The sequence below is a fragment of the Pseudoxanthomonas sp. LjRoot127 genome, from assembly GCF_964253495.1.
Lineage (GTDB): Bacteria > Pseudomonadota > Gammaproteobacteria > Xanthomonadales > Xanthomonadaceae > Pseudoxanthomonas_A.
Map to the genome: position 1 here is coordinate 3,157,407 of NZ_CAXUQR020000001.1, position 23,738 is coordinate 3,181,144.

Annotated in this window: 25 protein-coding genes; 16 read left to right on the forward strand and 9 right to left on the reverse strand. The window is 68.4% G+C overall.

The annotated features are described in order from the left end of the window. Nucleotides 1-146 precede the first annotated feature (146 nt). The 11 genes from ACSQ19_RS14865 to ACSQ19_RS14915 all read left to right on the forward strand — a co-directional run bounded on the left by ACSQ19_RS14865 (nucleotide 147) and on the right by ACSQ19_RS14915 (nucleotide 9,880). Entirely contained in the window at nucleotides 147-476 is a 330-nt protein-coding gene (locus tag ACSQ19_RS14865) for a YerC/YecD family TrpR-related protein (protein WP_299342093.1), read from the forward strand. Nucleotides 477-484: 8 nt separating this feature from the next. Continuing rightward, entirely contained in the window at nucleotides 485-1,399 is a 915-nt protein-coding gene (gene hisG / locus ACSQ19_RS14870) for an ATP phosphoribosyltransferase (protein ID WP_296280246.1), read from the forward strand. Then, nucleotides 1,396-2,709 carry a histidinol dehydrogenase gene (gene hisD, locus ACSQ19_RS14875; protein ID WP_435998011.1) on the forward strand — a complete coding sequence of 438 codons (1,314 nt, stop codon included), beginning with the start codon at nucleotides 1,396-1,398 and terminating at the stop codon, nucleotides 2,707-2,709. Before hisG ends, hisD begins: the two co-directional genes overlap by 4 nt. Next, nucleotides 2,706-3,788, forward strand: a complete 1,083-nt coding sequence (hisC, locus tag ACSQ19_RS14880; protein ID WP_435998013.1) for a histidinol-phosphate transaminase — start codon at nucleotides 2,706-2,708, stop codon at nucleotides 3,786-3,788. The genes hisD and hisC overlap by 4 nt, the downstream gene beginning before the upstream one ends. Beyond that, nucleotides 3,785-4,858, forward strand: a complete 1,074-nt coding sequence (hisB, locus tag ACSQ19_RS14885) for a bifunctional histidinol-phosphatase/imidazoleglycerol-phosphate dehydratase HisB (RefSeq protein ID WP_435998015.1) — start codon at nucleotides 3,785-3,787, stop codon at nucleotides 4,856-4,858. The genes hisC and hisB overlap by 4 nt, the downstream gene beginning before the upstream one ends. Further along, nucleotides 4,858-5,457: an imidazole glycerol phosphate synthase subunit HisH gene (hisH, locus tag ACSQ19_RS14890; protein WP_435998017.1), complete on the forward strand. Its 600-nt coding sequence runs from the start codon at nucleotides 4,858-4,860 to the stop codon at nucleotides 5,455-5,457. The genes hisB and hisH overlap by 1 nt, the downstream gene beginning before the upstream one ends. Continuing rightward, nucleotides 5,454-6,191 (forward strand): 1-(5-phosphoribosyl)-5-[(5-phosphoribosylamino)methylideneamino]imidazole-4-carboxamide isomerase, encoded by a 738-nt coding sequence (hisA, locus tag ACSQ19_RS14895; RefSeq protein WP_296278351.1) that lies wholly within the window; start codon nucleotides 5,454-5,456, stop codon nucleotides 6,189-6,191. Before hisH ends, hisA begins: the two co-directional genes overlap by 4 nt. Next, entirely contained in the window at nucleotides 6,185-6,961 is a 777-nt protein-coding gene (gene hisF / locus ACSQ19_RS14900) for an imidazole glycerol phosphate synthase subunit HisF (protein ID WP_435998019.1), read from the forward strand. The genes hisA and hisF overlap by 7 nt, the downstream gene beginning before the upstream one ends. Beyond that, on the forward strand, nucleotides 6,951-7,577 hold the full coding sequence (gene hisIE / locus ACSQ19_RS14905) for a bifunctional phosphoribosyl-AMP cyclohydrolase/phosphoribosyl-ATP diphosphatase HisIE (protein WP_187572311.1): 627 nt from the start codon (nucleotides 6,951-6,953) through the stop codon (nucleotides 7,575-7,577). Before hisF ends, hisIE begins: the two co-directional genes overlap by 11 nt. 141 nt (nucleotides 7,578-7,718) lie before the next feature. Next, entirely contained in the window at nucleotides 7,719-9,299 is a 1,581-nt protein-coding gene (locus tag ACSQ19_RS14910; protein ID WP_435998022.1) for a calcineurin-like phosphoesterase C-terminal domain-containing protein, read from the forward strand. Nucleotides 9,300-9,301: 2 nt separating this feature from the next. Beyond that, nucleotides 9,302-9,880 carry a YdeI/OmpD-associated family protein gene (locus tag ACSQ19_RS14915; protein ID WP_435998024.1) on the forward strand — a complete coding sequence of 193 codons (579 nt, stop codon included), beginning with the start codon at nucleotides 9,302-9,304 and terminating at the stop codon, nucleotides 9,878-9,880. Between the two features lie 165 nt (nucleotides 9,881-10,045). Here ACSQ19_RS14915 and yddG read toward each other — a convergent pair whose 3' ends face one another. From yddG to ACSQ19_RS14935, 4 genes are all read right to left on the reverse strand, one after another. Continuing rightward, nucleotides 10,046-10,918 (reverse strand): aromatic amino acid exporter YddG, encoded by an 873-nt coding sequence (yddG, locus tag ACSQ19_RS14920; protein WP_435998026.1) that lies wholly within the window; start codon nucleotides 10,916-10,918, stop codon nucleotides 10,046-10,048. Nucleotides 10,919-10,927: 9 nt separating this feature from the next. Beyond that, nucleotides 10,928-11,629 carry an acireductone synthase gene (gene mtnC / locus ACSQ19_RS14925; RefSeq protein ID WP_271250053.1) on the reverse strand — a complete coding sequence of 234 codons (702 nt, stop codon included), beginning with the start codon at nucleotides 11,627-11,629 and terminating at the stop codon, nucleotides 10,928-10,930. Nucleotides 11,630-11,725: 96 nt separating this feature from the next. Beyond that, a complete protein-coding gene (locus ACSQ19_RS14930; protein ID WP_185895895.1) occupies nucleotides 11,726-12,286 on the reverse strand; it encodes a 1,2-dihydroxy-3-keto-5-methylthiopentene dioxygenase in 561 nt (186 codons plus the stop codon). A gap of 95 nt (nucleotides 12,287-12,381) precedes the next feature. Continuing rightward, nucleotides 12,382-13,023: a methylthioribulose 1-phosphate dehydratase gene (locus ACSQ19_RS14935; RefSeq protein WP_435998029.1), complete on the reverse strand. Its 642-nt coding sequence runs from the start codon at nucleotides 13,021-13,023 to the stop codon at nucleotides 12,382-12,384. A 113-nt stretch (nucleotides 13,024-13,136) separates the two neighbouring features. On the opposite strand from ACSQ19_RS14935, the gene ACSQ19_RS14940 reads away from it, so the two are divergent. Then, nucleotides 13,137-13,466 (forward strand): high-potential iron-sulfur protein, encoded by a 330-nt coding sequence (locus tag ACSQ19_RS14940; RefSeq protein ID WP_162109598.1) that lies wholly within the window; start codon nucleotides 13,137-13,139, stop codon nucleotides 13,464-13,466. A gap of 72 nt (nucleotides 13,467-13,538) precedes the next feature. Here ACSQ19_RS14940 and ACSQ19_RS14945 read toward each other — a convergent pair whose 3' ends face one another. Further along, entirely contained in the window at nucleotides 13,539-14,969 is a 1,431-nt protein-coding gene (locus ACSQ19_RS14945) for an amino acid permease (RefSeq protein ID WP_435998031.1), read from the reverse strand. Nucleotides 14,970-15,044: 75 nt separating this feature from the next. Beyond that, entirely contained in the window at nucleotides 15,045-16,535 is a 1,491-nt protein-coding gene (locus tag ACSQ19_RS14950) for an amino acid permease (protein WP_162109596.1), read from the reverse strand. A gap of 132 nt (nucleotides 16,536-16,667) precedes the next feature. On the opposite strand from ACSQ19_RS14950, the gene ACSQ19_RS14955 reads away from it, so the two are divergent. After that, nucleotides 16,668-17,270, forward strand: coding sequence for an NUDIX hydrolase (locus ACSQ19_RS14955; RefSeq protein WP_435998033.1), 603 nt, complete (start codon nucleotides 16,668-16,670; stop codon nucleotides 17,268-17,270). A 30-nt stretch (nucleotides 17,271-17,300) separates the two neighbouring features. Here ACSQ19_RS14955 and serA read toward each other — a convergent pair whose 3' ends face one another. Then, complete coding sequence (gene serA / locus ACSQ19_RS14960; protein ID WP_185895901.1) at nucleotides 17,301-18,542, reverse strand: phosphoglycerate dehydrogenase; 1,242 nt, start codon at nucleotides 18,540-18,542, stop codon at nucleotides 17,301-17,303. Nucleotides 18,543-18,734: 192 nt separating this feature from the next. Here serA and ACSQ19_RS14965 point away from each other — a divergent pair, with 192 nt between their 5' ends. From ACSQ19_RS14965 to ACSQ19_RS14975, 3 genes are all read left to right on the forward strand, one after another. Next, the gene (locus ACSQ19_RS14965; protein WP_435998036.1) at nucleotides 18,735-20,129 is read left to right on the forward strand and encodes an FAD-binding oxidoreductase; all 1,395 of its coding nucleotides are present in this window, start codon (nucleotides 18,735-18,737) and stop codon (nucleotides 20,127-20,129) included. An 80-nt stretch (nucleotides 20,130-20,209) separates the two neighbouring features. Next, on the forward strand, nucleotides 20,210-20,509 hold the full coding sequence (locus tag ACSQ19_RS14970; protein ID WP_296278336.1) for a DUF2388 domain-containing protein: 300 nt from the start codon (nucleotides 20,210-20,212) through the stop codon (nucleotides 20,507-20,509). Further along, nucleotides 20,509-22,299 carry a DUF7844 domain-containing protein gene (locus ACSQ19_RS14975; protein ID WP_435998038.1) on the forward strand — a complete coding sequence of 597 codons (1,791 nt, stop codon included), beginning with the start codon at nucleotides 20,509-20,511 and terminating at the stop codon, nucleotides 22,297-22,299. The genes ACSQ19_RS14970 and ACSQ19_RS14975 overlap by 1 nt, the downstream gene beginning before the upstream one ends. 7 nt (nucleotides 22,300-22,306) lie before the next feature. Here the strand turns inward: ACSQ19_RS14975 and yeiP are convergent, their stop codons facing one another. Both yeiP and ACSQ19_RS14985 read right to left on the reverse strand, forming a co-directional pair. Further along, entirely contained in the window at nucleotides 22,307-22,873 is a 567-nt protein-coding gene (gene yeiP, locus ACSQ19_RS14980) for an elongation factor P-like protein YeiP (RefSeq protein ID WP_296278334.1), read from the reverse strand. Between the two features lie 42 nt (nucleotides 22,874-22,915). Then, nucleotides 22,916-23,686 (reverse strand): SDR family NAD(P)-dependent oxidoreductase, encoded by a 771-nt coding sequence (locus ACSQ19_RS14985; RefSeq protein ID WP_435998040.1) that lies wholly within the window; start codon nucleotides 23,684-23,686, stop codon nucleotides 22,916-22,918. Nucleotides 23,687-23,738: the final 52 nt, after the last annotated feature.

Here is a 23,738-nt window from a genome sequence, read left to right on the forward strand (position 1 = left end):
CCGCTCCCGTCCATCGAGGGTCCCGTGCGTTCCTGTCGGTGACAACGCAATTGGCGGCGGCATCCAGACAGGGGCGGGTGTGGTTGACGCCGTGCAACAATCCGACTAATGTACTAACGCATTAATACATTGGATCAACCGGTCGCATGAAACGCCGCTCCGCCCACGACCTTCCGGATGCCTCCGACGGCCCGCTGCAGGCGCTTTCCGAGGCGCTGGCCGCGCTGGGGGAGGCTGGCGAGGTGCGGGCGTTTCTCGAGGACCTGTGCACGCCCGCCGAACTCGAGGCCATGTCCGACCGCTGGCGCGTCGTGCCCCTGCTTCTCAAGGGCGTTCCGTACCGCGAAATCCACGACCTGACCCAGGTCAGCGTGACCACCATCGGCCGTGTCGCCCGCACGCTGGAGCGCGGCGCCGGCGGTTACGCCACTGCCGTCCAGCGCCAGCAGGCTGCGACGGCTTCCGCCTCCCACTGAGTTCCCTCATGAGTCCTTCCCTGATCCCCGCGACGCGCGATCGCCTGCGCATCGCCATCCAGAAAAGCGGTCGCCTGGCCGAGCCGGCACGCACGCTGCTGGCCGCCTGCGGCCTGAGCTGGCGCGAGAGCCGCGACAAGTTGTTCTGCTACGGCGAATCGCTGCCGGTCGACCTGTTGCTGGTGCGCGACGACGACATCCCCGGCCTGATCGCCGATGGTGTCTGCGACTTCGGCATCGTCGGTCGCAACGAGCTGGACGAACAGGCCGGCGAGCGCGCCCTGATCGGCCTGCCGCAGGCATACCGCGAACTGCGCCCGCTGGGCTTCGGCAGCTGCCGGCTGATGCTGGCCGTCCCCGACAGCTGGGAATGGACCGGTCCTGCACAGCTGCAGGGCCTGCGCATCGCCACCAGCTATCCGTCGGTGCTGCGCCAGTGGCTGCAGGCGCGGGGCATCGATGCGGCGGTGGTCGAGCTGTCCGGCTCGGTCGAGATCGCTCCGAAGCTCGGCACCGCCGACCTCATCTGCGATCTCGTCTCCAGCGGCGCCACGCTGGCCGCCAACCAGCTCAAGCCGGTCGAGACGCTGCTCGACAGTGAAGCCGTGCTGGCGGGTCCCGCGCGCGAGTTCGACGATGCCCGCGCCGGACTCGCCGACATGCTGTTGCGTCGCCTCGACGGTGTGCTGAAGTTGAAGGACAGCAAGCTGCTGATGTTCCGCGCCGAGCGCGACACCGTGCCGGCGCTGTCGCGGTTGCTCACCGACAGCGAAGGCCTGGTCACGCTGCCGGGCGGCGAAGAGGGGCCGGTCTCGCTGCAGGCGATGTGCCATGGTGCGGTGACCTGGCAACGGCTGGAGGAACTGCAGCGCGCCGGGGCCCAGGGCCTGATGGTGCTGTCGGTCGAGAGGTCGCTGGCATGAGCGCTTCGCCCGCCCCCGTATACGACTGGACCGTGCTGGACGCCGCTGCGCGCACGGCGCTGTTGGCGCGCCCCGTGCAGACGGTCGCGCAACGCACGCAGGATGCCGTGGCCGGCCTGCTGGCCGACGTTCGGGCGCGGGGAGATGCCGCGCTGCGTGAGGTCACCGCGCGCTTCGATGGCGTCGAACTGGCCGCGTTCGAGGTCGGCGAAGAAGAATTCGCCGCTGCCCACGCGGCCGTGCCCGCCGACCTGCGCGAGGCGATGCAGCAGGCGGCGGACCGCATCGACGCATTCCACCGTGCCGGCATGGCGCAGTCTTACGCGGTGGAAACGGCGCCGGGCGTCGTCTGCGAGCGCATGATCCTGCCGATTCCGCGCGTGGGCCTGTATGTGCCCGCCGGCACCGCGCCGTTGCCGTCCACCGCGCTGATGCTGGGAATTCCTTCCCGTCTGGCCGGCTGTCGCGAGGTCGTGTTGTGCACGCCGCCGCGAAGGGATGGCAGCGCCGATCCGGCGGTGCTGGTGGCTGCCCGGCTGACCGGCGTGCGCCGCGTTTTCAAGCTGGGCGGCGCGCAGGCGATCGCGGCGATGGCCTTCGGCACGGACAGTGTGCCGGCGTGCGACAAGTTGTTCGGTCCCGGCAACAGCTACGTGACGGAAGCGAAGCGCCAGGTCGCCCAGGCCGGCGCCGCCGCCATCGATATGCCGGCCGGCCCGTCGGAGGTCCTGGTGATCGCCGATGCCGGCGCGGATGCGGCCTTCGTGGCGGCCGACCTGCTGTCCCAAGCCGAACACGGCCCGGATTCGCAGGTGCTGCTGCTGTCGGACGATGAGGGGCTGATCGAACGCGTGCAGGCCGAACTGGCTGCGCAACTCGCGGCGCTGGATCGTGCCGACATCGCACGGCAGTCGCTGTCGGCGTCGCGCCTGGTCAAGGTGGCGACGCTGGAGGAGGCCTTCGCCATCAGCAACCGCTATGCGCCGGAACACCTGATCATGGCGCTGCGCGAGCCGCGTGCCTGGTTGGACAAGGTGGAAGCGGCCGGGTCGGTCTTCCTCGGCGATTACACGCCGGAGGCGCTGGGCGATTACTGCAGCGGGACTAACCACGTGCTGCCCACCAGTGGCGCTGCTCGCGCCTACAGTGGCGTCAGCGTGGCCAGCTTCCAGAATTTCGTCAGCGTGCAGTCGGCCAGCCGTGCCGGCATCGCGGCCATCGGCGATTGCGCACTGACGCTCGCGCGCGCCGAAGGGCTGGACGCGCATGCCAACGCGGTCGCGCTGCGCCTGCGCAAGGTGGCCGCATGAGCGCCGTCCTTTCCCTGGTCCGCCCGGACCTGCGCGGGTTCGCCGGCTACAAGTCCGCGCGCAGCGAAGCGTTGCAGGGCGATGTATGGTTGAACGCGAACGAGTCCGCCTGGCCGAACCCGGCGGACGGGCAGGGCCGCAGCCGCCGCTATCCGGATCCCCAGCCGCCGGCGTTGCGCGCGCGGCTGGCGCAGCTGTATGGCGTCGGGCCGGAACACCTGCTGGTCGGACGCGGCAGCGACGAGGCCATCGACCTGCTGGTGCGCGCCCTGTGCGTGCCGGGACAGGACGCGATCGTGGTGACGCCACCGGTATTCGGCATGTACGCCGTCTGTGCGCGCCTGCAGGGTGCGCCCATCATCGAAGTGCCGTTGCGGGAGAGCGACGCGGGTCTGGCCGCCGACCTCGATGCCATCCGCGAGGCCGCACTGGGGCAGGGCGCCAAGCTCGTGTTCCTGTGCTCACCGTCGAATCCGGCCGGCTCCGCCATTCCACTCGATGAAGTCGCCGCCTTGGCGCGTACCCTGGAGGGTCGCGCGCTGGTGGTCGTGGACGAAGCGTATGGCGAGTTCGCCGATGGCCCTTCCGCGACGACGCTGCTGGATGACCACGCCAACATCGCCGTCCTGCGCACGCTGTCCAAAGCGCATGCGCTCGCGGCGGCGCGCATCGGGGTGGTGATCGGCGATGCGGAGCTGGTGGCCGTGCTGCAGCGCTGCCAGGCGCCGTATCCCGTGCCGACGCCCTGTGCCGACCTCGCGCTGGAGGCCTTGTCCGACGCGGCACTGGCGCAGACGCGCGAACGCGTCGCGAGCGTGCGCAGCGAGCGCTCGAGGCTGCAGGCCGCGCTGGAAAGGACGCCCGGCGTGCGTCGCGTCTATCCCTCGCAGGGGAACTACCTGCTGGCACGCTTCGACGATGCCGAAGGTGCCTTCCGTGCGTTGCTGGCCGCGGGCGTGGTGGTGCGCGACCAGCGCGCCGCGCCGCAACTGGCCGACGCCCTGCGCATCACGATCGGTTCGCCGGCCCAGAACGACCGCGTCATCGCAGCCCTCGACGCGCGGGAGCAAGCCGCGTGACGCCCATCCTCTTCATCGACCGCGACGGCACCCTGATCGAGGAGCCCGAGGACTTCCAGATCGATGCGTACGAAAAGGTGCGCTTCGTGGCCGGCGTCATCCCGGCGCTGCTGAAACTGCGGGACGCCGGCTATGAATTCGTCATCGTCAGCAACCAGGACGGCCTGGGCAGCGAGCAGTATCCGCGCGCCAGCTTCGACGGCCCGCAGGCGCTGATGATGCAGGTGTTCGAGAGCCAGGGCATCCGCTTCCGCGACGTGCTGATCGACGACAGCTGGCCGCACGAGAACAGGCCCACGCGCAAGCCGGGCATCGGGCTGATGGTTCCCTACCTGCAGGACCGCAGCATCGACTGGGCACGCTCGGGCATGGTCGGCGACCGCCCGACCGACATCCAGTTCGCCGACAACCTGAAGATCCGCGGCTTCCAGCTGAAGACGGCGCAGTTCGGCGGCGAGTGGGACTGGGCCGGCATCGCGCACGCACTGGCGGATGCGCCGCGCCGCGCGGTGGTCCAACGCAATACGAAGGAGACGAAGATCCGTGTCGAGGTGGACCTCGACCGCGTGGCCGACCCTGTCGCGAGGACCGGCCTGCCGTTCTTCGACCACATGCTCGAACAGATCGGCAAGCACGGCGGCTTTGCGCTGGACGTGCGTGCCGACGGCGACCTCCACATCGACGAGCATCACACCGTCGAGGACACCGGCCTGGCGCTCGGCCAGGCGCTGAAGGAAGCGCTGGGCGACAAGCGCGGCATCGGCCGTTACGGCTTCACGCTGCCGATGGACGAGACGCTGGCCAGTGCCGCGCTCGATTTCAGCGGGCGGCCGTACTTCGTCTTCAGCGGCGAATTCAAGCGCGAGCGTGTCGGCGACCTGCCGACCGAACTGGTACCGCATTTCTTCCGTTCGCTCTGCGACGCCTCCGGCCTGAACCTCAATCTGAAGGTCGAGGGCGACAACGACCACCACAAGGTGGAAGCCAGCTTCAAGGCGCTGGCGCGGGCCTTGCGCCAGGCGATCAAGCGCGAAGGCGCCGACCTGCCTTCCACCAAGGGCGCGCTGTGATGCGGGTGGTGCTGGTGGATGCGGGCGGCTCCAATATCGGATCGGTGCGCTATGCCCTGGAACGCCTCGGCGTGGACGCGGAACTGACCGGGGATGCGGCGGCGATCCGTGCCGCCGACCGGGTGATCCTGCCGGGTGTCGGCGCGGCGGCCGTCTGCATGAAACGGCTCGAGGACCTGGCGCTGGTCGATGTGCTGCGCACGCTCGAAAAACCCTTGCTGGGCGTGTGCGTGGGCGTCCAGCTGTTGTTCGCGCACTCGGAAGAAGACGACACCACGTGCCTGGGCCTGTTGCCGGGACGCGTACGGAAACTGCAGGCCTCGCCCGGCATCCGTGTGCCGCACATGGGCTGGAATACGCTGCAGCGGCGACGCGACAGCTCGCTGGTGGAGGGAATAGAGGACGGCGACCATGCCTACTTCGTCCACAGCTATGCCGCGCCGGTCGACGACGACTGTCTCTCCAGCAGCGAGCATGGCCAGCATTTCGCCGCGATCGTGCAACGCGGCAACGTGGCCGGCGCGCAGTTCCATCCCGAGCGATCGGGGGCCATCGGCGCCCGCTTGCTGAAGAATTTCATCGAGTACGGACTGCAATGACCGGTTTCATCGTATATCCCGCCATCGACGTGCGCGATGGCCGCGTGGTGCGCCTGGCGCAGGGCGACTACGCGCGCGAGACGCGCTACGAAGGCGCGCCGCTCGATGTCGCGTCGCGCTACGCCGAGCAGGGCGCGCAGTGGCTGCACCTGGTCGACCTGGATGCGGCACGTGCGGGCGGCTACACGCTTGCGCCGCTGCTGGGCGAGATCGCGCGGAACACGCCGCTGAAGGTGCAGACGGGCGGTGGCGTGCGCCAGCGCGACGATGTGGCCCGTATCCTCGATGCAGGCGCCGACCGTGTGGTGATCGGGTCGCTGGCGGTTCGCGAGCCGGACACCGTGCTGGCGTGGCTGGCCGAGTTCGGCAGCGAGCGCATTACCGTGGCGCTGGATTCGCGCCGTGACCGCGACGGCATCTGGCGGTTGCCCGTGCATGGCTGGACCGAGACCGCGTCGGAGACGCTGGACGAACTCGCCGTGCGCTACGCCGACGCCGGCCTGCGCCACCTGCTGTGCACCGACATCGCGCGCGACGGCATGCTGACCGGCTCCAACTTGGCGCTCTACGCCTACCTCCACGACACCGTCCCGTCGCTGGCGGTGCAGGCGTCGGGTGGCGTCAGCGCCGTCGCCGACGTCGAGGGCGCCCGCGAGGCGGGCTGCGCCGGCATCGTGCTGGGCCGCGCGCTGCTCGAAGGTCGCTTCACGCTGCCGGAAGCGCTGGCATGCTGAGCCGGCGCATCATTCCCTGCCTGGACGTGCGCGAAGGCCGCGTGGTCAAGGGCGTGAAGTTCCGCGACCACGTCGACATGGGCGATATCGCCGACCTTGCGCTGCGCTACCGCGACGAAGGGGCCGACGAACTGGTGTTCTACGACATCAGCGCCAGTCCGGAAGGCCGTTCGGTGGACTACGCCTGGATCGAGCGTGTTTCGCGACTGCTGGATATTCCGTTCTGCGTGGCGGGCGGCATCCGCGACGTTCAGACCGCCCGTCGCGTGCTGTACAGCGGGGCCGACAAGGTGTCGGTCAACACGCCCGCGCTGGAGCGTCCGGAGCTGATCGGCGAGCTGGCGCAGGCCTTCGGCGTACAGTGCGTCGTGGTCGGCGTGGATTCCATCCTGGAAGCCGATGGCGAATGGCGTGTGCGCCGCTATACCGGCGACCCCTCGAAGATGCAGGGTGCCGGACTGAGGACGCTGGACTGGGTCGTGCAGGCGCAGCGCCTGGGCGCCGGCGAAATCGTGCTGAACTGCATGGACCAGGACGGCGTGCGGCGGGGTTACGACCTGGTGCAGCTGCGCGCGGTACGCGCCATCTGCGAAGTGCCGCTGGTCGCCTCGGGCGGCGCGGGCGAGGTGGCGCATTTCACCGACGTGTTCCAGCAGGCGGATGTGGATGGCGCGCTGGCAGCCAGTGTCTTCCACAGCGGGCACATCCGCATTCCGGCACTGAAGCAGGCATTGGCGCAGCAAGGCATCGAGGTGAGACGTGGCGACTGACAACCGGCGACCGGCGTTCGACGCCACCCGTCTCGACTGGGACAAGGGGGACGGCCTGCTGCCCGTCATCGTGCAGGACGCCGCGACGCTGCGGGTACTGATGCTGGGCTACATGAACCGCGAAGCGCTGCAGGCCACACTCTCCGGCGGGCGCGTGACCTTCTTCAGTCGCAGCAAGCAGCGGCTGTGGACCAAGGGAGAGAGCTCCGGCCACGTGCTGGAACTGGTGTCGGTCGAGGCCGATTGCGACGACGACACGTTGCTCGTCCTCGCGCATCCGCACGGCCCGACCTGCCACCTGCAGCGCGCCAGTTGCTTCCCGTCGGCACCGTCGGCATTCCTGTCGGAACTGGATGCCCTCGTTGCGCAGCGCGAGCGCGAACGGCCGGCGGACAGCTACACCACGCGGCTGTTCGAGGCCGGTGTGCGCCGCGTCGCCCAGAAGGTGGGCGAAGAGGGCGTGGAAACCGCCCTGGCCGCCGTCGCCCAGGACGAAACCGCGCTGCTCGGCGAGAGTGCGGACCTGCTTTACCACCTGACCGTGCTGTTGCGCGCACGCGGCTTGTCGCTGGCCGATGCCGTCGATGTGCTGCGGGAGCGGCACGCCCCCCGATGACGCATCCCCACCGACTGTAGGGGCGGCCTCGGGCGCGATGCTCTTCGCTGCTGCTGAAAACAAAGCATCGCGCCCGAGGGCGCTCCTACAAGTGCACTGGCCCTGCGCCATAATCCTCCGGTCCTTCCGGCTGGAGTCGCCATGCGCGCTTCGTTGATTGTCCTCGTCCTGGCGTTGCTGACGGTCCCCGCCCATGCGCTGCCGCCGCCGTGCAGTTGGGGACAGGTGTACGAGGACCGCAACGGCAACGGGACCCGCGAGGCAGGGGAGCCGGGCCTCCCGGGCATCAAGGTGTCCAACGGCATCGAGATTGCGGTGACGGACGCGCGGGGCGAGTACAGCCTCGATTACATCGACGGCCGCACGCTCTTCATCATCAAGCCGGCCGGCTACGATCTGGCGGTGCGCCCCGACGGCCTGCCGGCCCGCTGGCGCAACCTGCAGTACCACGCCGGGCCTGCGCTGAAGTACGGCGGCATACCACAGCGCCAGCCCGATTGCACGCACTTCGGGCTGCGTCCAAGGGCTGCGGCGAAGGACGGCGCACTCGACGTACTGCTGTTCGCCGACAGCCAGACGTCTTCGGTGAAGGACGTGGACTACTACTGGCGCGACATCGTACAGCCGCTGGTTGGGAAGCACGATGCCGTGCTGGGCCTGACCCTGGGCGACGTCACCAACGACGACCTGTCGCTGTACCCGCAGATCCTGCGCACGACGATGAGCCTGCAGGTACCCTGGCTGTTCATCCCGGGCAACCATGACCTCGATTTCGATGCCGCCGGCGATGAGGATTCGCTGCGCACGTTCCGCCATCACCTGGGACCGGACACGTTCGCGTGGGAAGAAGAGGCGGCGACCTTCATCGGCCTGGACGACGTGATCTATCAGCCGGGCGGTACGCCTGCGTACTTCGGCGGGCTGCGGGAGGACCAGTTCGCCTTCCTGCAGGCGTACCTGCCCACGGTGCGGAAGGATCGCCTGCTGGTGATCGGCGTGCACATCCCGTTCTACGAACCCGGCGCGCGCGGCTTCCGTCCGCAGGACCGCGAGCGCCTGTTCGCCATGCTGGAGGACTTCCCGCATGTGCTGCTGCTCAGCGGGCACACCCACACCCAGCGCCACTGGTACCACGACGCATCCACCGGCTGGCACGGGATGCGGCCGCTGCATGAGTACAACGTCGGCGCGGCCTGCGGCGCCTACTGGTCGGGCATCAAGGATGCCGAGGGCATTCCCGACACGACGATGGCCGATGGCACGCCGAATGGCTATGCGCGGTTGCGCGTGGACGCCGGCGGCGCCTACGCGCTGTCGTGGCATCCGGCGCGCGATGCAGACGGCAGCGGCATCGGCCTGCACGCGCCGCGCGTGCTGCGGAAGGGGGCGTATCCGGCGTGGGGCGTGTTCGCCAATGTCTACATGGGCGATGCGGAGACGCGCGTGGAGTACCGCATCGACGGTGGCGAATGGAAACCGATGAAGCGCGTGGAGCAGCCCGACCCCAGGCTGCTGGTGGAGAACATGCGCGACGACACGGCCGATGCGCTGCGTGGCTACGACCGCTCGCCCGAAGCGGAGGCGTCCCAGCACCTGTGGCGTGGCGCGCTGCCCACCGACCTGGCCGAGGGCGAGCATGCGGTCGAGGTGCGCGCCTTCGACCGGTGGCAGGGCGAGCGATCGGCTCGCACCTCCTACCGCCTGCAGGTTGCGGAGCCCTGATCATGGCTGCGATGGAACTTCCCATCGAGCACTTCATGGATGCTGCGGCGTGGGAACGCTGGCTGGAGGAGCATCCGGGATCCACGGGCGTGTGGCTGAAGATCGCCAAGAAGGACTCGGGCGTCGCGTCGGTGAGCTACAGCGAGGCACTGGACGTGGCACTGTGCCATGGCTGGATCGACGGACAGAAGAAGGGGTACGACGCGCAGTGCTTCCTGCAGCGCTTCACGCCGCGGCGTGCACGCAGCACGTGGTCGAAGATCAACGTCGCCCGGATCGAAAGCGTGCTCGCGGCGGGTCGCATGCGGCCCGCAGGCCTGCGCGAGGTCGAGGCCGCCCGGGCCAATGGTCGCTGGGACGCGGCCTACGACGGTGCGAAGTCGATGGAGGTGCCGGCGGAACTCGCCAAGGCCCTGGCGAAGAACCGAAAGGCCAAGGCCTTCTTCGACACGCTCGACAAGACCAACCGGTACGCGGTGTGCTGGCGCGTGCAGACAGCGGTGAAGCCGGAGACCCGGCAGGCACGCGTGGAAAAGCTGGTGGCCATGCTCGCGCGGGGCGAGAAGATCCACGGGGCCTGAAACGGAAACGCCTCCCGAAGGAGGCGTCCTGGAACCTGGCGGGCGAGCGAAGGCGGGCGGGCGAGGTTGACGTGGCTGGCTGGCGAAGGCGGGCGGGCGACGTGGCGCGCAGTCTAGGCAATCCGCACGATGCGTGTAGAAACGCGAATCGCTCTCGAATAGATCTCAGCGGGCGGCGCGGCTGGATCGCACACTGAGCCACGCGCCGGCCAACAGCATCGCGATCGCGACGGCCTGGATCCCATGCGGCTCCGCGCGACCCGAGATGACCAACAGCAACGTCGACAGCAAGGGCGCGAGATAGGAGAGGCTGCCCAGCAGGGCAATGTCGCCGCGCTTGGTGCCGTGGTCCCAGAGCCAGAACGCGGCGCCTACGGGGCCGGCACCCATCACGGCGAGAACCAGCCATTGGGTGGCACCGGGCGCGACCGTGCGTTCGAACAGCAGATGGACCGCAGCGCCCAGGACCGAGACGCCCGCGCAGGCCACGGTGATGGCGGCGGTGGGGACGTCGGCGAAGCGGCGGTTGAACACGGAATACGCGGCCCAGATCACCGCGGCACCCAGTGCGGCGAGGTAGCCCGGCACGTGCGCACGGTCGACCTGCAGGCCATGCCCGCGGGTCACCAGCAGCGCCGCGGCCACCAGGCCGAGCAGCGTGCCTGCCCACTGCCCGGCACGCACCGTCACGCCGCCGACCAGACCGGCGAAGACCACGATCAGCAGCGGCCACAGGTAATTGAGCAGGTTCGCCTCCACCGCCGGCGCGCGCTTGAGCGCGATGAAGTAGAGCGCGTGGTAGCCGAACAACGCCAGCGTGGACAGCGCCAGCGCCGCGCCGGGTTGGCGCAGCTCACGCCAACCCGCGGCGCCGCGCAGTACCGCGCGCGCCAGCCCCAGCAGCGCCGCGATGCCGAAACTGACCGCAAGCACCTGGAACGGGGGCAGGTTGCCGGTCGCGGTCGTCAGTACCGCCAGCGAGGCCCACAGCAGGATGGCGGCCAGCCCCGTCAGCGTAGCCGTGCGTTGCGACGCCATGGTTCGGATTCAGTCGGGCAGGGCGATGTCGGCGAACGACGCCACGCGCGCATGCCCGTGCGCGGCCTCGCCCTCGCGGGGCTGAGGGTAGTCGTCCAGGCGGTCGATCAGGCGCGTCTGCAGGCCGGCTTCGCGCGCGGCATCCAGTTCTTCCACCACGTCGGACAGGAACAGGATGGCATTGGCCGGCACGCCGATGCGGCCGGCGATCACGCGGTAGCTGTCGGCTTCGCGCTTGCCGCCGACTTCGGTGTCGAACCAGTCGGAAAACAGCGGCGTCAGGTCGCCGGCGTCGCTATGACCGAAGAACAGCTTCTGCGCCGGCACCGAGCCGGACGAGTACACGTACAGCGGATAGCCGCGCGCGTGCCAGTCGCGCAGCGCGGGCGCCGCGTCGGGATAGATGTGGGCGGTGAAGTCGGCATCGCGGTAGCCCGCCTGCCAGATCATCCCCTGCAGCGCCTTCAGCGCCGTGTGCTTGCGGTCCTGGTCGATCCAGCCCTGCAACGTCTCCACGATGACGTCGTCGCTGCAGATGCTGCCGTGCTCGGTGGCCACCACGTCCAGCCAGCGGCGGACCTCCGGGTCGTCGCGGTGGTCGCGCACGAAGCCGGGCAGGGCGCGCCGCGCGTACGGGAACAGCACGTCCTTCACGAACGAGATGCTGCTGGTGGTGCCTTCGATGTCGGTCAGGATGGCGGAAACGGGCATGGCGATGTTCACGGTCACGGTAGAGCGGAGCGCGCTCCGCTGCTCTTGTTCTGGATGGGGTCGTGCCGCCGGGCAGGCCCCGGGCGGCAGGATCGATCAATGCCCGTCGGTCAGACCGTCGTAGCGCGGGAACTGCTGGGCGATGGTGGTGCCGGTGAAGTGGCCCACCCAGCCATCCGGCTCGGTGAAGAAGCGGATGGCGACGAAGCGGGGCTCCGGGCCCATGTCGAACCAGTGCAGCGCGCCGTCCGGCACGGCGATCAGGTCGTCCTGCACGCACTCGATCTCGTAGACCCTGCCATCCACGTGCAGCGTGAACAGGCCCGACCCCGCCACGAAGAAGCGCACCTCGTCTTCCTTGTGGTAGTGCTCGTCGAGGAACTTGGCGCGCATCGCCTCGCGCTGCGGGTTGTCCGGCGCGATGCTGACCACGTCGACGGTCTTGAAGCCGCGCTCGGCCACCAGACGGTCGATGTCGGCGCGGTAGGCGTCCATCACTTCTTCCGGCGAGGCGCCGGGCTCGATCGGCTTGTTCGCCTTCCAGCGTTCGAAGGTCACGCCGATCTTCTTCAGCTCGGTGGCGATGAAGTCGGGGTCGTAGCTGGCGAACTCCGGGGTGGCCGGATCGGATTCCTTGAAGATGCGCAGGCGGCTCATGGCAATGGCGTGAGGCGGCGGGGGGAACGTTAGGGTAGCAAACCCGGCCCGGACGCCCTGTGGCGGAAAGGCAGCGCGGGGATAACCGGCGGTTATCAGCCGCGGCAGCCGAGCTTGCGCAGTTCCAGTTCGGCCCCGAACAGGAATTCGAAGGCTTCCAGATGCCGGCGCGCCTCGGCCATGGTGCGGCCCCATGCGTACAGACCGTGGCCGTCGATCAGGTAGCCCCACAGCGGCTGCCGGTCCAGCAGCGCGTCGACCTGCGCGGCCAGGGTCGGCATGTCCTGGGTGTTGGCGAACACCGGCACGTCGATGGCCATCTCGTGGGTGTGATTGCCGTGGAAGGCCTTCAGCAGTTCGAAGCCCTCCAGCCGGACATGGCCGGCGCCGGCGAACAGGCGCGAGGCCACCGTCTGCACCAGCGAGTGCGTGTGCAGCACGCAGCCGATCTCGGGGTAACGCCGATAGAGCTGGGTGTGCAGCAGGGTTTCCGCCGAGGGGCGATGGTCGCTGCCCACGGCCTTGCCCTCGAAGTCCACCACCATGATGTCCGCCTCCACCAGCCGGCCCTTGTCGCGCCCGGAAACGGTGATGGCCGCATGCCGTTCGTCCAGCCGCTGCGAGAAGTTGCTGCTGGTGGCCGGGGTCCAGCCCAGCTGCGACAGTTCGCGCACGTTGGAAATGATGGACTGCGCGCGGTCGCGCAGCTGGTCGGCGTCGTAGGGCAGGGCGTTCATGCCGCGCATTCTAACGGAACCCGTCCGGCGGCCCGACCGATTGATCCTGCTCAATGCGGTCGGCGGGTTGGAAGCGCGACACTGCAGCCTCCTTCCCGCAGGTGCCCAGCCAGATGAGCCACGATGCCTCCCGCCGCCGTTTCCTGACCACCACCCTGACCGCCGCCGCCGTGGCCCCGCTGGCCTGGCACGCGGTGCGTGCCGAGGCCGCTGCGCCTGCCGCCCTCCCCAAGCTGGACGCCAACAATCCCACCGCCAAGGCGCTGGCCTACAGCGAGAACGCCGCCACCGTGAAGCATCCCAAGCACAAGGCGGGCGATCACTGCGCCAACTGCAACTTCTTCAAGGCGCCGGCGGGCCAGGCCTATGGCCCGTGCACGCTGTTCCCGAAGAACTCGGTCGCCGCGAAGGGCTGGTGCAGCGCCTGGGCCAAGAAGCCCTGATACGTCCGGTTCACGGAAAGCGAAAAGGCGCGGTCACCCGCGCCTTTTCCATGTCCGGTCTCCGGAACCGGTTCAGCGCGGCGTGCGCAACCGGCTGTGGCGGTAGCCGTACAGGAAATAGATCAGGAAGCCGACCGCGGTCCAGACGCCCATCAGCATCCAGTTGTGCGCCGTCATCGCCGACAGCAGCGCCATGCAGCTCAGCACGCCCAGCGAGCAGACCAGCCAGGCCGCGGGGATGCGGAACGGACGCGGCAGGTCCGGCTGCGTGCGGCGCAGCACCAGTACGCCCACGCAGACCGAGGCGAACGCGATCAGGGTGCCCATCGAGGTCAGTTCGCCCAGGATGTCGAGCGGGAACAGTGCCGCCAGCAGGGCGATGCCCACGCCGGTGATGACCGTGTTGATGTGCGGCGTGCGGTATTCCGGATGGATCTTGGTGAACACCGGTGGCAGCAGGCCGTCGCGGCCCATGATCATGAAGATGCGCGGCTGGCCGATGATCATCACCAGCACCACCGACGACAGGCCGATCAGCGCACCGATCTCCACCGTCACCCGCAGCCAGCCCAGTTCCGGATGGGCGGCCACCGCGGTGACCACCGGCTCGGCGGTACCCAGCGCGGTATAGGGCACCAGGCCGGTCATCACCGCGGCCATGGCGATGTAGAGCACCGTGCAGATCGCCAGCGAGGCCAGCATGCCGACGGGCAGGTCCTTCTGCGGGCGATGCGATTCCTGGGCCGCCACCGACACCGCCTCGAAGCCGATGTAGGCGAAGAACACCATCGCCGCGCCCCGCAGCACGCCGTCCCAGCCGAACTTGCCCGGGCCTTCATTGGCCGGAATGAAGGGCTGCCAGTTGCCCGGGTCGACGTACTGCCAGCCAGCGATGATGACCAAGATGATCAGGCCGGTCTTCAGCACCACCATCGCCATGTTCATGGCCGACGACTTGCGGATGCCGACGTAGCACAGCCAGGTCAGCAGCAACACCAGGAGGGCAGCCGGCACGTTGGCGATCGCGCCGGTGGGGCGCAATTGCGCGTCCAGCGGCGCGCTGACGAAGGCTTCGGGCAGATAGATATTCGCGTGTTCGAGCAAACTCAGCAGATAGCCGGTCCAGCTGACCGCGACCGCGGACGCCGATACGCCGTATTCCAGCACGAGCATCCAGCCGATGAACCAGGCGGTCAGTTCGCCCAGCGTCGCGTAGGTGTAGGTGTAGGCGCTGCCGGACACCGGCACCATCGCCGCGAATTCGGCATAAGCCAGCGCGCAGAACGTGCAGCAGATGGCGGCCAGCACGAACGACAGCATGATGGCGGGGCCGGCGTGGTTGGCGGCGGCCTGGCCGGTGATCACGAAGATGCCGCCGCCGATCACCGCGCCGATGCCGAGCGCGGTCAGGCCCCACGGGCCGAGCGTGCGGCGCAGGCTGAGCCCTTCGGCTTCGGTATGGGCGGCGTGGGGGTGCTTGGTGGCCAGGAGCTGTCGGAGCATCGTGCGTGGTCTCGGGACGTTATCGAGGAGTACAACCAAAAAGGCCGGCGGTGTGCCCGCCGGCCTTGAAGACGATCAGGCGCGCTGCCTGAGTTTGCTGTTCCGGAAGCCGTAGGCGAAGTAGATCACCTGCCCCAGCACCGTCCAGCCCACGAAGATCTGCCAGTGTTCCATGAACGACTGCATGAACAGGAACAGGCAGGCCAGCACGCCCAGCGGGCAGATCAGCCAGAACATGGGCACGCGGAACGGACGGGCGAGGTCGGGGCGGGTGAAGCGCAGCACCAGCACGCCGAGACAGACGGTGGCGAAGGCCAGCAACGTACCCATCGAGACCAGCTCGCCCAGCACGCTGAGCGGCATGAAACCGGCCAGCAGGCAGGCCAGCACGCCGACGATGATCGTACCGACGTAGGGCGTGTGGAACTTCGGGTGCACCTTGCCGAACAGGCGCGGCAGCAGCCCGTCGCGGGACATCGAATAGAAGATGCGCGGCTGCGCCATCAGCATCACCAGGATCACTGACGACAGGCCGGCAATGGCGCCGATCTCCACTGCTGTCTTCAGCCAGCCGACGCTGGCGCCGGGATCGGCCTTCAGGACCTCTTCCAGCGCGGTGGCCACCGGCTTGGCGGTGCCCAGCAGGCTGTAGTGGGTCATGCCGGTCAGCACCGCGCAGACGGCGATGTAGATGACGGTGCAGATGGCCAGCGAACCCAGGATGCCCTTGGGCATGTCGCGCTGCGGATTCTTCGCTTCGCCGGCCGCGGTGGAGACCGCGTCGAAGCCGATGTAGGCGAAGAACACGATGGTCGCCGCGCGGAACACGCCGTCCATGCCGAACTGTCCGGGACCGGTGTTCTCCGGGATGAAGGGCGTCCAGTTGGCCGGGTCCACGTACTGCACGCCGAAGCCCAGGAACGCCGCGATGACGAGCACCTTGATCGCCACGATGATCGCGTTGACGAAGGCCGACTGGGTGATGCCGACATAGCACAAGCCGCTGACCGCCGCGACGATCAGCACCGCGGGCAGGTTGATGATGCCGTTGGTGGCGACGAACCCGCCGTCGGCCCAGGTGATGGGCGCGGTGGCCAGTTGCTCGGGGAAGGGCACGCCCAGCGTGGAAGTCAGGAAGCTCACCAGGTAGCCCGACCAGCCCACCGCGACGGTGGACGAGGCGAACAGGTACTCCAGTACCAGGCACCAGCCGATGAACCACGCCACGGCTTCGCCCAGGGTCGCGTAGGAATAGGAGTACGCGCTGCCGGACACCGGCATCATCGAAGCGAATTCGGCGTAGCACAGGCCCGCCATGGCGCAGGCGAAGCCGGCCAGCACGAAGCTCAGCATGATCGCGGGGCCGGCATGGTTGGCGGCGGCCTGGCCGGTCAGCACGAAGATGCCCGCGCCGATCACCGCACCCACGCCCAGCATGACCAGGTGCTTGGCCGTCAGCGTCCGTTTCAGGGTGGCTTCGCCGTCCAGGCTGCCTTCGAAGGGTTCACCGGCATCGACGTGGCCTGCCGGCGCGACCGGCTTGACCCTGAACAGAGCTTTGAGCATTCGCAGCGTCCCCTGAGATGACTGAGTGCCGATGGACAGGCCCACCGGGCGGTGACAACGGTCATGGGGACGGTCCCCACGGAAGGCCGTACCTTGCCAAAGCGGGCGGGGGATCACAAGCGCAGGTGCAGCATGGCCGGCGATAATCGGCGCCGTCTTCGCCATCGCGGAAAGGAAAAGCACGTCGTGTCAGCCGCTTATGCTTCGCTACGAGAACACCTGGCCGATTACGGCCGCCGCTGGCCCGACGAAGAAGCGGTCATCGCCCAGTTCCTGGCCCTGCTGGACGAGCCGGCCAACCCGTTCGTCCGCGAGCGGCTGGAAGGCCATCTGACCGGCGGCGCGTGGCTGGTCAGCGGTGATGGCCGGCGCATTCTCATGACCCATCACCGCAAGCTGGACCGCTGGCTGCAACTGGGCGGTCACGCCGATGGCGACACCGACATGGCCCGTGTCGCACTGAAGGAAGCCGAGGAAGAGTCGGGCCTGTCCGACCTGGCCGTGGAGGGCGGCATCTTCGATCTGGACCGCCACTGGATCCCGGAGCGCAAGGGGGTTCCCGGCCACTGGCACTACGACGTGCGCTACGTGGTGCGCGCAGGCGGCAGCGAGGCCTACGTGGTCAGCGAGGAGTCGCTGGACCTGGCCTGGCGCGAGATCGCCCCGCTCGCCGACGAGTCGGACGAATCCCTCAGTCGCATGGCGCGCAAGTGGCTGGCGCGGAACCAGGCGTAGGGCGGGCCTTGGCCCGCCGTTACGCGTCTATCAATACAGCACGCGTACCCGCAACGTACCGTCGATGGCCGCCATCGCCTCGCGCAGGCTGGTGGTCTGTTCCTCGTCGGCGGTGACATCGATGACCACGTAGCCGACCTTGGGATCGGTACGCAGGAACTGCCCGTCGATGTTGATGCCGCGGTCGCGGAAGATGTCGTTGATCTGCGACAGCACGCCCGGCACGTTGCGGTGGATGTGCAGGATGCGGCGGCTGCCGTCATGGCCGGGCAGGGTGACCTCGGGGAAGTTCACCGCCGACAGCGTGCTGCCGTTGTCGCTGTAGCGCACCAGCTTGGCCGCCACCTCGATGCCGATGTTGTCCTGCGCTTCCAGGGTGGAGCCTCCGACGTGGGGCGTGAGGATGACGTTGTCCAGCCCGCGCAGCGGCGACTCGAACGATTCGGCATTGCCCTTGGGCTCGACCGGGAACACGTCCACCGCCGCGCCACCCACCTGGCCCGACTTCAGCGCATCGGCCAGCGCGTCGATGTCGACCACCGTGCCGCGCGAGGCGTTGATCAGGTGCGCGCCGCGCTTCATGCCGGCGATCTGCGCCGCACCGAACATGCCCTGGGTGGCCGGCGTTTCCGGCACGTGCAGGGTCACCACGTCGCTTTGCGCCAGCAGGTCGTCCAGGCCGATGGCCGGACGCGCGTTGCCCAGCGAAAGCTTGGTCTCGATGTCGTGGAACAGCACGTGCATGCCCAGCGCTTCGGCCAGCACGCCGACCTGCGTGCCGATGTGGCCGTAGCCGATGATACCCAGTGTCTTGCCGCGCACCTCGTGGCTGCCCGCGGCCGACTTGCTCCAGCCGCCGCGGTGGCACTCGGCGTTCTTCTGCGGAATGCCGCGCATCAGCATGATGGCCTGGGCGATCACCAGCTCGGCCACGCTGCGGGTGTTGGAGTAGGGCGCGTTGAAGACCGGGATGCCGGCCAGCTCCGCGGCATCCAGGTCCACCTGGTTGGTGCCGATGCAGAAGCAGCCCACTGCGATCAGCCGGCGCGCCTGCGCCAGCACGTCGTCGGTCAGATGCGTGCGCGAACGGATGCCGACGATGTGCGCCTCGGCGATGCGGCGCTTCAGTTCGTCTTCCGGCAGGGACTTCTCGTGGAACTCGATCTGCGTGTAGCCCGCCGCCCGGAAGGTCTCCACCGCAGTCCGGCTGACCCCCTCCAGCAACAGTACGCGGATGTCCTGCTTCGGGTACGAGGTCTTCTTGTTCGACATTGCCGGAAGGTCGTGCGGGGAATGGAAAGGGGCCGTCACTATGCCAGATGCGCGCCGTCGATGCTGCGGCGCGGAATGGAATGCTCGGTTGCCGATTTCCCGGCTTGGTTGCCTCTGAAACGACCTCGCCATCGGCTGGACGCCGCACGGCATCGCTGGCACCCTGAGCGCCCCCGAAAACCCACCCGTGCAATGAGCGATCCGCGCCTGCAAGCCCTGCTCGACGCCGCCCCCGGGCTGCGCCTGAAGACCGATCCCGCCGACCTCGAGCACTACGGTCGCGACTGGACCCGGCGCTGGACGCCCGCGCCGCTGGCGATCGCGTTGCCGGCCACCGTCGAGGACGTCCAGGCCGTCGTGCAGTGGGCCAACGCGCATCGCGTCGCGCTCGTGCCGTCGGGCGGCCGCACCGGCCTGTCCGGCGGCGCCGTGGCGGCCAACGGCGAACTGGTGCTCAGCCTGGAACGCATGAACCAGGCGATCGATTTCAATGCGGTCGACCGCACGTTGACGGTGCAGGCCGGCATGCCGCTGGAGGCCGTGCACAATGCGGCGCGCGAGCAGGGCCTGGTCTATCCGGTGGATTTCGCCTCGCGGGGCTCGTGCGCCATCGGCGGCACCATTGCGACCAACGCGGGCGGCATCCGCGTGATCCGCTACGGCAACACGCGCGAATGGATCGCCGGCCTGAAGGTGGTTACCGGCGCCGGCGACGTGCTGGAGCTCAACAAGGCACTGATCAAGAACTCCAGCGGCTACGACCTGCGCCATCTGTTCATCGGGTCCGAGGGCACGCTGGGCGTGGTGGTGGAAGCCACCGTGCGGCTGACCGATCCGCCGCCGCCGACCAACGTCATGCTGCTGGCGCTGCCGTCGTTCGAGGTGCTGATGCAGGTCTTCGCCGCATTCCGCGAGCGCCTGCAGCTGGAGGCGTTCGAGTTCTTCACCGACCGCGCGCTGCAGCATGTGCTCGCGCACGGTGCGCAGAAGCCGTTCGACGAGGTGCACCCGTACTACGTGGTCACCGAGTTCGCCATCGGCGACGAGGCGAAGGAAGCCGCCGCGATGGCCGCCTTCGAGGCCTGCATGGAGCAGGGCTGGGTCAGCGACGGCGTGATCAGCCAGTCCGACGCGCAGGCCGCGCAGCTGTGGCGTCTGCGCGAGGGCATCACCGAAGCCCTGGCCCGCTACGTGCCGTACAAGAACGACGTGTCGGTGCGCATCTCGGCCATGCCGGCTTTCCTGGCCGAGACCCAGGCCTTGCTGGGCGAGGCGTATCCGCAGTTCGAGGTGGTGTGGTTCGGCCATATCGGCGACGGCAACCTGCACATCAACGTGCTGAAACCCGATGGCATGGAAAACGCGGACTTCGTCACCCAGTGCGAGCAGGTCACCAAACTGCTGGCGGCCTCGCTGAAGCGCCACCACGGCAGCATTTCGGCCGAGCACGGCATCGGCCTGGTCAAGAAGGGCTACCTGGAAAGCACGCGCAGCCCGGAAGAGATCGCCATGATGCGCGGCATCAAGCGGGTGCTGGATCCGAACGGACTGATGAATCCGGGCAAGCTGTTCGACGCGCAAGGGTGATGCGGGTTCATCCGGCACGCGTCGATTGCAGGTAGGCTTTGCGCACCGCGCCGGTGACGGCGTCCCCTCCGGAAACATCCATGTCCCGTTTGATCCTGGCCGGCGTGTTGCTGGCACTTTCCGTCCCGGCCCTGGCCGGCAGCTTCGCCGGCAGCTCTGCGGGCGCCTCGTCCGCCGGTTCGTCGGCATCTTCCGACAGCTCGTCCGGCGACGACAAGATCGTGCTGCAGGCCCGCGAAGACGCAGCCAGCTTCGTCGCCAGCAATGGCCGCATCCGTGGTGCACAGCTAGAAGCCGCGCTGCGCCACCTGCGCGAGACCGATGAAGCCGCGCGCCGCGCCAGCGACATGCAGCTGGCCCAGGCCATCCTGGCGCGTTGATGTTCCCGCGTCGGCCATGGAGCCGACGCATCGGCGTGGTCCTGGCTTTTGCACTGCTGGGCCACGCGCTTCCTGCCTTCGCCCTTCGCGTCGATCCTGCGGGTCTCGACACGGCCCAGGTCGCATCCGCGCAGGCGCTCGTCGACGATGTCCTCGGCCGCTTGCCGCGCACGTGGCGAGACGGATTGCCGCCGGACCTCGTCCTGGGGTGGCGCGCCGATCTTCCGCGCGACGTGCAAGGCCGCCGTGTCGGCCACCGGCTGTGGCTCGACCGCGCCTTGCTGGATGACGCACGCGTCCCGGCGGCGCGCAAGGCGCTCGTCCACGAACTCGCGCATGCCTACGATCGCACCCATCGCAACGTGTTGTCCGGGGATGCGCGCCTGCGCGAGCTGGCCGGTTGGCAGCGCAGCGTGTTCCGCGTCGCCGGCCGGCGCAGCCGCAACGACTTCATTGCCCGGAGCCCCGATGCCTACGAGCTGACGCGGCCGTCGGAGTTCGTTGCCGTCAATCTCGAACATTTCGTGCTGGACGGCAGTTACGCGTGCCGGCGTCCGGCGCTGTACCGCTATTTCGCATCGCATTTCGGCGAATCGTCCGCGGCGGCCGAGTGCGCGGAGGGACTGCCTTTCCTCGAGGCGGATGCGGCACGCGGCGATGCTTCGCTGCTGGCGCTGGATCCCGCGCGCATCTACGAAGTCGACTACCTCCTGGCCGAGGGCAACAGCGAAGCGATGAGCCGCTGGGGCCACAGCATGCTGCGCCTGGTCGTCTGCGCGCCGGGGCGTGTGCCGGGGCCGGATTGCCGGCTGGACCTTGCCCATCATCGCGTGCTGTCGTTCCGCGCCTTCGTGGGCGACGTGCAGATTTCGAGCTGGCGGGGGCTGACAGGCTCGTATCCGTCGCGCGTATTCCTGCTGCCGCTGGACCAGGTCATCGAGGAATACACGAAGGTCGAACTGCGTGGCCTGCAATCCGTTCCGCTGCGGCTCCAGCGTGACGAGATCGCCTCGCTGCTCGAGCGTGCCGCACAACTCCACTGGAGCTATGACGGGCGCTACTACTTCATCAGCAATAACTGCGCTGTGGAAACCTGGAAGCTGCTGCACGATGGCGTGCCACGGCTTGCCGGGGAGCCATTGGCGAGCATCACGCCGACAGGGCTGCTGAGGAAGCTGGAACGGGCGGGCATCGCGGACCGTCGCGTGCTGGAGGATGGCGAACAGGCGCGCCGTCTCGGCTACTACTTCGAACCGATGAGCGCGCGCTACGAAGCGTTGTATTCCGTCGCCCGCCAGGCGCTTGCCCTGCCGCACGCCGATGCGCAGGCATGGTTGGCACTCTCGCCGACAGAGCGGGCGCCGTGGCTGTCGCAGGCCGACCTGAAGGCGAGCGCGGCTTTGCTCGTGCTCGAGAACGCCGCGCTGCGCCGCCAGCAGTTGCTGTTGCGCGATGAGCTGAAGCGGCGCTACCTCGGCCGCGACGTGCCTGTCGATGCCGCGCCCGCCGTGCAGGCGCTGAGAGCGTGGCTGGGCGATACCAGCTTCGTCAGCCAGCCCGCCGAGCTCGCGCCGGCAGGCTACGGATTGCCGCAATCGGAGGAACGCGAGCGCATCGCCGTCGAAGCACGGGTGCGTGTCGACAGGCTCCGGGGCGAGGATGCGGTCCTGCGGAAGGACCTGGAGCGCTGGCTTCCCGAAGATCAGCGGGAAGCCCTGCGCGGGATCGAATCGAACGTGAACGCGATCGGTACGCGCCTGCGGGCGTTGGCCGCGGCAGGCGCGCCGTAACCGCGGGTCAGTCCGCGCGGCCGCCGAATTCGCCGGTGGTCGTGTTGACCAGGATGCGTTCGCCGTTGGTGATGTACTCCGGCACCATGATCTCGATGCCGGTATTGAGCTTGGCCGGCTTCGGGCGCTTGGTGGCGGTGCCGCCCTTCAGTTCCGGCGGCGTCTCCACCACTTCCAGCGTCACGTGCTGCGGCAGCTGCAGCGCGACCGGCAGTTCGTCGATCACCTGCACGTAGCAGCCGCTCAGGCCGTCGGTGATGTAGCCGGCGTCGTCGCCGATGACGTTGGCGTCCAGCGTGTACGGCGTGTAGTCCTCGTCGTCGAGGAACACGAACGCATCGCCATCCTTGTAGGAATACGTGGCCTGGCGGCGCAGCAATTCCACTTCGCTCAGGTTGTCGTCGGCGTCGAAGCTGGCATCCAGCTTGTTGCCGCCCGGCACGCTGTACATAATGAAGCGGAAGCGCACGTTGCCGCCGCGGCCCTGCGGCGAGCTGCGCTCGATGTCGCGGATCTGGTACACGCCGCCGTTGTGTTCGACGACGTTGCCCTTCTTGATGTCAAAAGCCTTCATGGATGAACCGTCAGTAGGAAAGGAAAGAGGAAAGCGGTGGACTTACTTCGGCGCCAGCCGCACGGCGCCGTCCAGGCGGATCGTCTCGCCGTTGAGATAGGGATTGCTGAGGATGTAGGCGACCAGGTCGGCGAACTCTTCCGGCTTGCCGAGGCGGGACGGGAAGGGGATCGACGCGCTGAGCGACTGCTGCACGGCTTCCGGCATGCCATCGACCATCGGGGTCCAGAAGATGCCGGGCGCCACGGTCATCACGCGGATGCCGAAGCGCGACAGTTCGCGCGCCATCGGCAGGGTCATGCCGACCACGCCTCCCTTCGAGGCCGAATAGGCCGCCTGGCCGATCTGGCCTTCGTAGGCCGCCACGCTCGCCGTGTTGACGATGATGCCGCGCTCGCCGTCGGCGTTCGGGGTGTTGTGCTGCATCGCGTCCGCGGCCGCCTTGGCCACGTTGAAGCTGCCCACCAGGTTCACCATCACCGTGGCCTGGAAGGTGGACAGCGGCATCGGTGCTTCCTTGCCCAGCACGCGTCCGGCACCGAGGATGCCGGCGCAGTTGATCGCGGCATTCAGACCGCCCAGGAATTCCCTGGCCGCGGCGATGTTCGTCGTGACGCCGGCTTCGTCGGTCACGTCGGTGCGGAAGTAGCGGACGTTGAGGTCGCCCAGTTCGGCGACCGCGGCCGCACCCTTGTCGTCGTTGACGTCGAACAGCGCAGCCTTGCCGCCGTGCTGGACCAAGTGCCGGGCGACGGCCAGTCCCAGGCCGGAAACGCCGCCGGTGATGACGGCACGGGTATCGGAGAGCTGCATGCGACGGACCTGCTGCGGAAAGGCCGGCATTTTACGCGATGGCGGGTGCGGG